The 12,179-nt window shown below is 71.7% G+C and carries 8 protein-coding genes; 6 read left to right on the top strand and 2 right to left on the bottom strand.

All coding sequences use genetic code 11. The annotated features are described in order from the left end of the window. Positions 1-29 precede the first annotated feature (29 nt). Both Q0P88_RS04625 and Q0P88_RS04620 read left to right on the top strand, forming a co-directional pair. A complete protein-coding gene (locus tag Q0P88_RS04625) occupies positions 30-2,996 on the top strand; it encodes an aminotransferase (RefSeq protein ID WP_295011564.1) in 2,967 nt (988 codons plus the stop codon). Positions 2,997-3,127: 131 nt separating this feature from the next. Continuing rightward, positions 3,128-4,561 carry an APC family permease gene (locus tag Q0P88_RS04620; RefSeq protein WP_295011562.1) on the top strand — a complete coding sequence of 478 codons (1,434 nt, stop codon included), beginning with the start codon at positions 3,128-3,130 and terminating at the stop codon, positions 4,559-4,561. A gap of 111 nt (positions 4,562-4,672) precedes the next feature. Here Q0P88_RS04620 and Q0P88_RS04615 read toward each other — a convergent pair whose 3' ends face one another. Next, positions 4,673-7,273: a phosphoenolpyruvate carboxylase gene (locus Q0P88_RS04615; RefSeq protein WP_295011729.1), complete on the bottom strand. Its 2,601-nt coding sequence runs from the start codon at positions 7,271-7,273 to the stop codon at positions 4,673-4,675. 146 nt (positions 7,274-7,419) lie between these two features. On the opposite strand from Q0P88_RS04615, the gene nhaA reads away from it, so the two are divergent. The 4 genes from nhaA (at position 7,420) to Q0P88_RS04595 (ending at position 11,615) form a co-directional block, all read left to right on the top strand. Further along, positions 7,420-8,625 carry a Na+/H+ antiporter NhaA gene (gene nhaA, locus Q0P88_RS04610; RefSeq protein WP_295011560.1) on the top strand — a complete coding sequence of 402 codons (1,206 nt, stop codon included), beginning with the start codon at positions 7,420-7,422 and terminating at the stop codon, positions 8,623-8,625. Beyond that, complete coding sequence (locus Q0P88_RS04605) at positions 8,615-9,307, top strand: MazG family protein (RefSeq protein ID WP_295011558.1); 693 nt, start codon at positions 8,615-8,617, stop codon at positions 9,305-9,307. Before nhaA ends, Q0P88_RS04605 begins: the two co-directional genes overlap by 11 nt. 67 nt (positions 9,308-9,374) lie before the next feature. Continuing rightward, positions 9,375-10,655 carry a HisS family protein gene (locus tag Q0P88_RS04600; RefSeq protein WP_295011727.1) on the top strand — a complete coding sequence of 427 codons (1,281 nt, stop codon included), beginning with the start codon at positions 9,375-9,377 and terminating at the stop codon, positions 10,653-10,655. Positions 10,656-10,733: 78 nt separating this feature from the next. Continuing rightward, on the top strand, positions 10,734-11,615 hold the full coding sequence (locus tag Q0P88_RS04595) for an SGNH/GDSL hydrolase family protein (protein ID WP_295011556.1): 882 nt from the start codon (positions 10,734-10,736) through the stop codon (positions 11,613-11,615). Here the strand turns inward: Q0P88_RS04595 and Q0P88_RS04590 are convergent. Further along, on the bottom strand, positions 11,596-12,132 hold the full coding sequence (locus tag Q0P88_RS04590) for a glyoxalase/bleomycin resistance/extradiol dioxygenase family protein (protein ID WP_295011554.1): 537 nt from the start codon (positions 12,130-12,132) through the stop codon (positions 11,596-11,598). The genes Q0P88_RS04595 and Q0P88_RS04590 overlap by 20 nt on opposite strands. Between the last annotated feature and the right edge of the window lie 47 nt (positions 12,133-12,179).

The following is a 12,179-nucleotide window of genomic DNA, read 5'->3' as shown; positions in this document are numbered from 1 at the left end:
CGATCCGACTCCAGGCCCGAAGGAGAGCCATGTCCGCTGCCGAGACCTCAGGACTGATCCGTCCGGAAGTCAGCGCCGACGACGCCGTCGCGATCGCCCGCGAATGCTGGGGAATCGAGGTGACCGCCACCGAGCTCGGAAGCAATCAGGACCGCAACTACCTGCTCACCGCGCGCGACGGCACGCGCAGCGTGCTCCGGATCGACAACCCGGTCTTTCCCGACAGCGCCCGAGAGGCGCAGCACGCGGCTCTCGATGCGTACCGGGCGGGTGGTGTGGCGGCGCCGGATGCGCTGGTCGGCCTCGACGGTGCGCTCACCCAGCGCTGGGGCGGGTTCGCGGTGCGTCGCAGCGCCTTCGCGGACGGCGAGACGATGGTCGACGCCGGCTACTTCGCCCCCGTCGTGCTCGCCGAGTTCGGAGCGCTGGCCGCCGCGTCGGTGAACGCGCTCGCCGAGCTCGCGCATCCGGGGATCGACCGTCCGCACATGTGGGACATGCGCGTCGCCGCGGCGGAGGTCGAACGGCTGCTGCCCTCGATCACCGACGAGGCGCTGCGCGAGAGAGTGCGAGCGCATGCCGCGACGGCCGCTGGTGCGGTCGCGGCGCTCGCGGACGAGCTGCCCGTCCAGGCGATCCACGGCGACCTCACCGACGACAACGTGATGGGCGAGCGCGGCGCCGATGCGCGCCTGCATCCGCGGACCGTGCTCGATCTCGGCGACCTCTCGCTCGGCTGGAGGGTCGCGGAGCTCGCGGTCTGCGCGGCCTCGATGCTGCACCACGAGCCGGAGCGTCCGCTGCGCGCGTGCGAGACCATCCGCGCATTCCATGCGGACGCCCCGCTGAGCGAGCCCGAGGCCCGCGCGCTCTGGCCGCTCATCGTGCTGCGCGCCGCGCTGCTCGTCGCAAGCGGCTGGCAGCAGCTCGCGATCGACGGCGAGAACGACTACGCCCGCGAGCGGGTGGCGGGGGAGCAGGCGATCTTCGACGCGGCGACCTCGATCCCGCTCGTGGAGGCCGTCGAGCAGGTGCTCGACGCGCTGGGCATGCCGGCAGCCGTCCCCGCGCTCGAGGCGCCGGCGGCGGAGGTCACGACGGATCCCCCTCTCGCGACCCTGCTGCCCGGACTGGACGCCGAGGTCGTCCTCCTCGACCTGGGCGTGGAGTCCGAGGCGCTCGCCGGGGGCGTATGGCTGCGCCCCGAGGCGGAGGCCGAGCTCGTCCAGGAGGCGCTCGACCGCGGCGCGGGCGCTGTCGTGCTTCCCTACGGCGTGCCTCGGTTGACCCGCACGGCGATCGACGCGAGCGACGCCGCGGCCACCTGGCCCACGGGCACCACGATCCACCTGTCGGCGGGCCCGCGTCTGCTGCTCGTCGCCCCGGTCTCGGGCCGCATCGTCGCCTCCTCGCACGGTTCGATGACGATCGCATTCGGCGAGGGGTGGACGTGCGAGATCACGGGGGCGCAGCTCGGCCCCGAGCCCGGCACAGAGATCCAGGCCGGTCAGGGCGTGAGCGAGATCCCCGCAAGCGACGACGTGCGCACCGTCGTCGTGTCGATCCGGCGCCGCGACGCGCCAGGACCGGTCGCCGATGCGCAGGGTGCGGCGCTCGTCGCGCCCGACCGCGTGCCCGCCTGGCGACGCCTGACCGCGGATCCTGCACCGCTGCTCGGCCTGCCCGCTCTCGCCCGGCACGACACGGCCCCGGCGGAGCTCGCCCGACGCGAGCGCATCTTCGCCCGCGCGCAGGAGCGCTACTACGAGAACCCGCCGCAGATCGAGCGCGGCTGGCGCCACCATCTCGTCGACACGACCGGTCGCGCGTACATCGACATGGTCAACAACGTGGCAGGGCTCGGGCACGGCCACCCCGGCGTCGCGGACGCGGTGGACCGGCAGATCCGCATCCTGAACACCAACTCGCGCTTCCTGTACCGCGAGCTGGCGGAGTACAGCGAGCGCCTGCTCGCCCTCCTCCCGCCCGACAGCGGGCTCGACACCGTGCTGCTCGTGAACAGCGGCTCCGAGGCGGTCGATCTGGCCCTGCGACTCGCTCAGGCCGCGACCGGACGGCGCACGATCGTCGCCCTGCGCGAGGCGTATCACGGCTGGACGATGGCCAGCGACGCGGTCACCACGAGCGCCTACGACAATCCCGAGGCGCTCGACACCCGGCCCGACTGGGTGCACGTGGCCGACGTCCCCAACGCCTACCGCGGCACGTATCGCGGAGCCGACTCCGGGGCACGGTACGGACGGGACCTCGGGGCGGATCTGGACGGGCTCGCCCGCGAAGGCCGCCCCGTGGCCGGGTTCATCTGCGAGTCGGTGCTCGGCAACGCCGGCGGCGTCGTGCTCCCGGACGGCTACCTCGCCGACGCCTACGCCCGCGTCCGCGCGGCAGGAGGGCTCTGCATCGCGGACGAGGTGCAGGTGGGCTTCGGCCGGATGGGCACGACGTTCTGGGGCTTCGAGCAGTCCGGGGTGGTGCCCGATCTCATCGCGATCGCCAAACCGATGGGCAACGGATTCCCGATCGGCGGGGTGATCACCTCCCGGCGGGTCGCCGACGCCCTCGCGACGCAGGGACAGTTCTTCTCGTCGGCCGGCGGGAACCCGCTCAGCTGCCGGGTCGGGATCGCGGTGCTCGATGCAATGCGGGACGAGGGGCTGCAGGAGAACGCCCGCATCGTCGGATCCCGACTCGTCGAAGGTTTCCACGCGCTCGCGGAGCGTCACGCGCTCATCGGTCACGTCCACGGCGTCGGCCTCTACCTCGGCGTCGAACTGGTCAGGGACCGGGACAACAGGGAGCCCGCGGACGCCGAGGCGGCCGCGATCAGCGAACGGCTGCGCGAGCTCGGCGTGATCATGCTGACCACGTCGGAGCGCTCGAACGTGCTGAAGGTCAAGCCCCCGCTCTGCCTCACGGCCGACAGTGCGGACGCCGTGATCGCGGCGCTCGACAGGGTCCTGACCGAAGGCTGGTGACACCCCCGGCGCCCCTGCCTCGGGCCGGACGACTCGGTGTTCCTCTCGGGCCGGGCCGAGAGGCATAATGAACCGTCGCAGTGCGGAGCCCCCGATCCGTCGAGTGAACCCTCGTTCCCGAAGGAGAGACCATGGGCACCAAGATCCAGCCGCTCGCGCAAGGCGGAGGCAGCCTGAAACGCAACCTCGGCCTGTGGGCCATCGTCGGCCTCGGCCTGGGCTACATGACTCCGACGATCGTGTTCGACACGTTCGGCATCGTCTCGCAGCAGACCGACAACCTCGTGCCGCTCGCCTACGTCCTCGCGCTCGTGGTGATGATGTTCACCGCGGTGAGCTATGGCAAGATCGCGGGGGCGATCCCGAGTGCCGGGTCCGCGTACACGTACGTGCGGGAGTCGATCCATCCGAACCTGGGCTTCATGGTCGGCTGGACCTCGCTGATCGACTACATCCTGCTGCCGATGGTGAACTGCCTCATCATCCGCAACTACCTGGAGCAGCTCATCCCGGGGATCTGGCCCGGCGTCTGGGTGATCCTCTACTGCCTCTTCGCGACCTCCGTGATCTACCTCACGATGCGGGGCACGTCGAATCTCAACATGGTGCTCATCGTGTTCGCCATGATCGTCATCGTCCTGTTCGTCGTGCTCGTCTGGATGCAGCTCGCGCAGGGCGCCGGGGCCGGCACGGTGGTGTCGGTGCAGCCGTTCTTCCACGGCGGCATGGAGTTCGGCGCGGTCCTGGCGGGGGCGACGGTCGTCTGCTTCTCCTTCATCGGCTTCGACGCCGTGACGATGTATGCGGAGGAGGCGAAGCACCCGAGCATCATGCCGAAGGCGATCCTGTGGACCGTCGTGCTCGGAGGGGCGATCTTCCTCGTCTCGAGCTACTTCACCCAGCTGCGCTTCCCCGACTGGCACATGTTCAACGACGCCTCCCTCAGCGACAGCTCGCTGACCCAGATCGGCGAGGTCGTGGGCGGCAAGACGTTCCAGATCATCCTGACCTCGGCCGGATTCGCGGCGACGGTCGCGTCGGGGCTCGCCTCGCACGCCTCCGTCGCGCGCATGCTGCTGGTGATGGGGCGCAACAACGTGCTCCCGAAGCGCGTGTTCGGCTACATCAACCCCCGTACCCACACGCCGACGTTCAACATCGTGCTCATCGGTGCGATCTGCCTGTTCGCGATGTCGTTCAGCCTCGACCTGATCGCCTCGTTCATCAACTTCGGCGCCCTCATCGCCTTCACGTTCGTGAACGTGTCGGTGATCGCGTGGTTCGCGGTGCGCAACGGACGTCGTCACACCTTCTCCGACGTCTTCCGCTACATCGTAATGCCGCTCATCGGCACGGCGCTGACCGGGCTGCTCTGGATCAACCTCAGCGCCGACGCGCTCATCGGCGGATGCGTCTGGGCGGTGCTCGGCTTCCTCTACCTGCTCGTGATCACGCGCGGCTTCCGGCGCAAGGTCGCCTCGTTCGACGAGAACCAGCCCGTGACCGGGTACAACAAGCTGCCCGAGGGGATGGACGAGGAGGCGGACACCGTCGCGGAGCGCTGATCCGCCGAACGCTGATCCGCCGAACGCTGAGCGGCGCACCGGGGAGGGCACGACGAACCTCGCGGTCTCCCCGGACGCGCCGGTCCCGGGGAGACCGTGAGGCGGCGCCGCTCAGCCCGTGTTCTGCAGGCCGGCGGCGACGCCGGAGACGGACAGCAGCAGGAGCCGCTGCAGGTCGGGATCCGTGGCGGGGGCATCCTCGTCGACGTCGCGGAGAGCCCGGAGCGCGCGCAGCTGCAGCAGCGACAGGGCGTCGACGTAGGGGCTGCGCATGGCGACGGCGCGCTGGAGGATCGGTTTGTTCTCCAGCAGGCGCTCGCCGCCGGTCAGCCGGACCACCCAGGAGCGGGTGAGCTCCATCTCCTCGAGCACGAGCCCGGCGAGGTCGTCCCGATCCCCGAGGGCGAGATAGCGGCGGGCGATCCGCGGATCCGTCTTGGCGAGGCTCATCGCCACGTTGTCGACCATCGTGCGCAGCAGCGGCCACTCGCGATACGCGGTGCGCAGGAGCTCCTCGTCGCCCACGGCCTCGAGCGCCGTGCCCAGGCCGAACCATCCGGCGAGGTTGATCCTCGCCTGGGTCCACGCGAACACCCAGGGGATCGCGCGGAGGTCTTCGAGGGACTCGACCGAGAGTCCGCGGCGGGCCGGCCGCGAGCCCAGCGCCAACAGGCCGATCTCCTCCATCGGCGTGACGGTCGCGAACCACGGCGCGAAGCCGGGGGCCTTCACGAGCGCGAAGAACCGCTCCCGGGAGGCGCGATCCATCGTCGCCGCGACCTCCGCGAACCGCTCGGCGGCCGCGCTGTTGCGCTGCTCGACGCCGGGGGAGGAGGCGAGCAGGGTGGCGGCGGTGACCTGGTCGATGTGCCGCATCGCGATCGCGGGCTCGCCGTAGCGGGCGAAGATCACCTCGCCCTGCTCCGTCAGCTTGAAGCGCCCGTCGACCGAGTGCGGCGGCTGGGCGAGGATCGCGGAGTTCGCCGGTCCGCCGCCGCGTCCGAGAGCGCCGCCGCGTCCGTGGAACAGCGTGAGCTCGATGCCCTCGCGCTGCGCCCAGGCCGCGATCTCCGCCTGCGCCTCGTAGAGGGCGAGGTTCGCGGCGACAGGGCCCACGTCCTTCGAGGAGTCGGAGTAGCCGAGCATCACCTCGAGCTGGCGGCCGGTCGCCTCCAGCCGCGCGGCGAACGCCGGATGCTCGACGATCTCCGCGAGGATCCCCGGCGCGGCCTGCAGGTCGGCGAACGTCTCGAACAGCGGGACCACGTCGAGCACGGGGACGTCCTCGCCGCAGGCATAGGCGGCGAGCCGGTGCACGTTCGCGAGATCCTCCGCCGACTGCGTGAAGGAGACGACGTAGCGCCCCGCGGCGCGGGGGCCGAACGCGCGCTGGATGTCGCGCACCGCGCGGAAGACCTCGAGCACCTCCTCGGTCTGGCTGCTCACCGTGCCGTCCGCCGCGTCGAGCTCGGCGAGGGCCTTGGCGTGCACCGCGGAGTGCTGCCGCACCTCGAGCTCTGCGAGGTGGAATCCGTAGGTCTCGACCTGCCAGATGAGATGCTGCACGCCGCCGAACGCGTGCCGGGTGGCTCCGGCGGCCTCGAGCGACCGCTGGACGGTCCGCAGATCGGCGAGGAGCTGTTCCGGGTCGGTGTAACCGCCCTCGCCCTGGCGGGTGGCGGCGACCTTGCGGGCGAGAAGCAGTGTGACGCGGCGGTGCGGCTCCTCGGGGGAGCGGGCCGCGATCTCGGCGGCGGCGTCCGGATCCGCTTCGCTCAGCGCATCCCACAGGCCGAGGACGGCATCGGAGGGAGGGGTGCTCTCCGCGTCGAGCGTGAGGGTGCGCCCGATCCGCTCGAGCGCGCGCTCGAGTCCGCGCAGCACGTGGTCGGACGCGATCCCCGCGGCCTCCCGCGTGACGGCCGCGGTGACGAAGGGGTTGCCGTCGCGATCGCCGCCGACCCAGGTGCCCACCCGGACGAAGGCGGGGACGATCGGAGCCGTGGATCCGGACTCCTCGCCGCGCAGGACGTCGTCGATGCGGCGGTAGACATGCGGCACGGTCGTGAACAGCGTCTCGTCGAAGACGCTCATCACGGTGCGCACCTCGTCGGTGGGTGCGGGCTTCTGGGCGCGCAGGGGAGCGGTGCGCCACAGGGTGTCGATCTCCTCGAGCATGCGGCGGCGCGCGCGGTGCGCCTCCGCGCCGCCCGGGGCCGCGGCGTCGTGCGCGCTGAGCAGCTCGGCCAAGCGGCGGATGCTGGAGGAGACCGCGCGACGGCGGGCCTCGGTGGGGTGCGCGGTGAAGACCGGGTGAAAGCGCAGTGCGCCGAGGCGTCGGCGTGCCTCGTCGTCCCCGACCTCCGCCGTCAACTGGGCGAAGGCGCCCGCGACCGTGTCCGTGCGCAGTTCGGTGCCGGAGGAGTCGGACGGGTCGGGGCGCTCGCGCAGCACGCGCACGCGCTGGTGCTCCTCCGCGAGGTTCACCAGGTGGAAGTACGCGGTGAAGGCGCGCGCCACCTCGTCGGCGCGCTGCACCGAGAACTCCTCGGCGATGCGGGTCGCGCGGTCGAACGCCTCCGCGGATTCGTCGGTGTACGCCTCGATCGTGGCTTGACGGAGGCGCTCGACATCGTCGAACAGCTCCTCGCCGCCGGATTCTCGCAGCACCTGTCCGAGCAGTGCGCCGAGCATGCGCACGTCGGCGCGCATCGCCTCGGGGAGCTCGCGTCCGGCTTCGAAACGGCCGACGATGCGGATGGCTTCGGTATGGGTCGTGTCGGGGGTCACGATTCCGAGAGTAGACCGGTCGCGCCTCCGGGTCCGAACGCGTGACGTCCCGCGATACGGTGGAGGGGATGAGCCGCCTGTCCCGCTCCCTCCGTTCCGCCCCGTTCTCCGCCGTGCTGCTGCTCGCGGCCGCCGCCCTCGGCCTGCTGCTCGCCAATCTCGGCTCGCACGACGCGATCGCCGGACTGCTCGACGCGCATCTCGCCGTGCCAGGCACCGGACTCGATCTGTCCGTCGCGCACTGGGTCTCGGACGGCGTGCTCGCACTGTTCTTCTTCGTCGTCGCGCTCGAACTGCAGTACGAGCTGACCCGCGGGGAACTGAACAGCCTCCGGGTCGCGATCCAGCCCGCGATCGCCGCCGCGGGCGGGATCCTGGTGCCGATCGCCCTCTACCTCCTCATCGCGGGACGGGACGCGAGCGCGACCGGCTGGCCGATCCCCACCGCGACGGACATCGCCTTCGCGCTGGGGGTGCTCGCGGTGTTCGGTCGGGGCCTCCCGTCCGCCGTGCGGGCGTTCCTGCTGGCTCTCGCGATCCTCGACGACATCGTCGGCATCGTCTTCATCGCGGTGCTGTTCGCGCACGGGCTGAACGTGCTGCTGCTCGTCCTCGGCGTCGTGGCCGTCGCGGTGTTCGCCGTGTTGAGCCGGATGCTGCAGCGACGCCCCTCCGCGTTGCTCCGTGTGCTCATGGCCGTCGTCGGAGTCGTCGCCTGGGGCCTCTTCGCCACGTCGGGTGTGCATGCCACCATCGCCGGCGTGCTGCTCGGGCTCGTCATGGCGCCCCGCCCCGCGGACAGGGCGAGGCACGTGCTCGAGCCCTGGGTGAACGGGCTCGTCCTGCCGCTGTTCGCCTTCGTCGCGGCGTTCGTGGTCATCCCGCAGGTTCCGGTGGACCAGCTGTCCCCGGCGTTCTTCGGGATCCTGCTCGCGCTGCCGATCGGCAAGCTCGTGGGCATCGCGCTTTTCGGGGCGCTGGCGCAGCGGGTGCGCCCGCCGGGATCGGATCCGGCGATCCGCTTCCCCGACCTGCTCGCCGCCGGAGCTCTCGGCGGCATCGGCTTCACGGTGTCGCTGCTGCTCGCCAACCTCGCCTTCGCGGGCGCGCCGGGCGTGCGGGACCAGGCGATCCTGGCGGTGCTGTTCGGGTCGATGGTCTCGCTCGTGCTCGGGGCGGTGCTCGTCTCGTGGCGGGCCAGGGCGCATCGCAGGGCGGGCGATTCCGACGACGAGTGGGGCGACGAGGACGAGGAGGCCGAGGATGAGCGCTGAGACGACGGGGCGCGATCCGGATCCGCTCCGCCAGGCCGCCGAGGTCATGCGGGAGGTCAGGGAGCGCTGCGTCTGGTCCCGGGCCATGACCCACCGGGAGCTCGTGCCCTACCTCGTGGAGGAGTCCTGGGAGCTCATCGACGCGGTCGAGCGCGGCGATCGTGCGGAGCTGCGCGAGGAACTGGGCGATCTGCTCTGGCAGGTGCTCTTCCACGCCGCGATCGCGGCGCAGGACCCGGAGGATCCCTTCGACATCGACGACGTCGCGCGCACGCTCTCCGAGAAGATGACGCGCCGTCATCCGCACGTGTTCGGCGATGCCGTCGCACGCACGCCGGAGGAAGTGCTCGTGCACTGGAACGCCGCGAAGGCCGCGGAGAAGCGGTCCCGCCGCAGCGTGCTCGACGGGATCCCCCGAGGCATGCCGGCGCTGGCGCTCGCGCAGAAGGTCCTGGGACGCGCGGCGAAGGCGGAGGCGGTAGCCCGCCCGTCCTCGGCGGCGGATCCGTCGTCCGCGACGCCGACGTCGACGCCGGCGTCGGAGGCCGAGCTCGGGGAGATGCTGCTCGCGCTCGTCGAGACGGCGCGCACACGCGGGTGGGACGCCGAGCGTGCGCTGCGCGAGCGCGTCCGTTTCCTGGAGGACCAGGTGCGTGCGACGGAGAGTCCGGCGACGGACTGAGTCGGTGGGCGCGCGTCGGGCGACCTGGAAGAATGGAGCCGTGGCAACGGTGAATCCTCCGCGCGGGATGCGCGACTTCCTCCCCGCCGACAAGGCACGTCGTGAGCGTGTGCTCTCCGTCATCCGCGAGCGCTATCGCGCGCACGGCTTCGACGAGATCGAGACCCCCGTCGTCGAGGAGTACGACCGGCTGCATGCCGGGATCGGCGGCGACAACGAGAAGCTCTCGTTCAACATCGTCCGCCGCGGACTGGACCCCGAGGCGATCCGCGCGGGCGCCGAGGATCCCGCGGCGCTGAGCGACCTGGGCCTGCGCTACGACCTCACCGTCCCGCTCGCCCGGTTCTACGCGACCAACCGCGGCCAGCTCCCCGGTGTGTTCCGCTCGATCCAGATCGGTCCGGTCTGGCGGGCCGAGCGTCCGCAGAAGGGGCGCTACCGCCAGTTCGTGCAGTGCGACATCGACATCATCGGCGACGACTCCGCACGCGCGGAGGCGGAGCTCATCGTCGCCTCGCTCGACACGATCGACGCGCTCGGGCTCGCGGGCGGCGTCGTGCGCGTGAACGACCGTCGTGTGCTGGACTGGATGCTCGACTCCTTCGGCTTCACCGCCGACGAGCGGCCCGCGGTGCTCATCACGATCGACAAGCTCGACAAGGTCGGGACGGACGGCATCATCGCCGAGCTGCGCGAGCGCGGGGCGACGGCGTCGGCGGTGGACGCGTTCTCGGCGTTCCTGCGGCGCCCGCAGACGCTCGAGTACAACTCGTACGGCGAGCGCCAGATCCGCAAGGCGCTGCCCGAGGGCGCTCCGGACGAGATCGTCGATCACCTCGTCGCGCTCGGCGACGCGGTCGCCGCCGCACGCCCCGCCGACCCGGACGCCCCCGCGGAGATCGATCCGATCCCGCTGCGGTTCGATCCGTTCCTCGTGCGGGGGATGGGCTACTACACGGGCACGATCATGGAGCTCGCGCATCCCTCGGTGAGCTACTCGCTCGGCGGCGGCGGCCGATACGACGGCATGATCGGCCGCTTCCTCGGACAGCCGGTGCCCGCTGTGGGCTTCTCGATCGGGTTCGAGCGCATCGTGGATCTGCTGGAGTCCGCGGACGAGGGCTCCGCGTCCACCGTGGTGCTCGTGCACGACCCGGACGTTCCCGTGGCGGAGCTCGTCGCGCACAAGGCCGCCCTGATCGCGGCCGGAGCACGCGTCCGCCTGGAGCGACGCACGAAGAACCTCAAGGCCCTGCTCGAACGCGCGGCCGCCGACGGCTACACCGGTTTCGCGAGCCTCCGCTCCGGCGACGCCGTGGGCTCCCTCGAGGTCAAGCCGCTGAGCTGAGATATCGCCGGGGCCGGCCCGACCCGCGGGACCGTCCACCGTCACGCGCCGTTCACCTCGGTGCGGTGAGATCGGCGCATGCCCGCGCGCACTGTCGAACGGATCCGCTCCCGGCCACTGGCGATCGTGGCGGCCGCCCTGCTCCTGGGCGCCACCGCGGTCGCGGCGCGGCTGCTGCTCACACGGCAGGCGCGCATCGCGCGTCGCCGGATCGGCAAGCCCCTGGGCGAGGACGCGCTGGACGCCGACCGGGTGTGGCGCCCACGGCTCGCGGGCGAGCCGATCGACCTGCTCCTGCTGGGCGATTCGCTCGCGGCGGGGCTCGGAGCCGAGCGCCGCAAGGACACCCTCGGAGGACGGCTCGCGAAGGGCCTCGCGCGACGGTCGCACCGTCCGGTGCGGTTGCGCACGGTCGCGGTGGTCGGATCCGAGTCGCCCGATCTCGACGCGCAGCTCGCAGGTCTTGCGGACGACTACGTCCCCGACGTCGCGGTGATCGTGGTCGGCGGCAACGACGTCACGCACCGGATCCCGATCTCGGTCTCGGTACGGCACCTCGAGGACGCGATCGCCTGGTTGCATGCGCTCGGCGCCGCGGTCGTCGTCGGCACCTGCCCCGATCTCGGTGCGCTGCGGCCCGTGCCTCAGCCGCTGCGGTCCATCGCGGCGCGCCTCAGCCGCCGGCTGGCCGCGGCCCAGGCGCAGGCGGCGATCGAGCAGGGGGCGACACCGGTGGATCTGCGTCGTGCCGTGGGGGCGATGTTCTCGGACGAGCCGGACGAGATGTTCAGCCTCGACCGGTTCCATCCGAGCGCGCTCGGGTACCGGCGCACGGCCGACGCCCTCCTGCCCGCGGTGACCGCGGCGGCCGAGGAAGGGCTCGCCGACCTCGGGACGACCCCGCCCGTGCGTCGTGCGAGCCCGGGTGAGGCCGCCGCGATCAGCTCTCCGGTGCGCTGAACGATGCCGCCCATTCCGCGACCCTCGCCGCGCTCTCGGCCTCGGAGAGGTCTTCGACGCGGGTCATGACCGACCAGCGCACCCCGTACGGATCCCGGATGCTCGCATAGCGGTCGCCGGAGACGAAGGTCGAGGGCGCCTCGCGGATCGTGGCTCCCGCGGCGACCGCGCGCCGCACCACGTCGTCGACGTCCGGTACGTACAGACCCATCGAATAGCAGTCGGCATCGCCGGTCGGGGCGGCGACCAGTCCGTACTCCGGATTCGGATCGCCGAGCTGCAGGGTGCCGAGCCCGAAGTCGAGGTCGGCGTGGGCGACGACCCCGCCGAACTCCGTGACATCGATCACCCTGGCGCCGAACACGTCGCGGTAGAAGTCGATCGCGCCGCGCGCATCGGGGATCGCGAGGAACGGGGTCAGGCTGGTCGCCCCGTTCGGCCGGCCCTGCGTGGTGTGCTCTCCGGTGACGCCGGTCGTCCGCTCGGGACCTGGCGCCGCATTCTGGTCTGTGCTCATGCGGCCACCCTAGGCAGGCGCACCCTCCCGCGGCTTGCAGATCCGCG

Origin of the sequence: uncultured Microbacterium sp. (assembly GCF_945952435.1) — a bacterium.
GTDB lineage: Bacteria > Actinomycetota > Actinomycetes > Actinomycetales > Microbacteriaceae > Microbacterium.
Note: the sequence above shows the minus strand (reverse complement) of the source record. Positions and strands in the feature narration are given on the sequence as shown.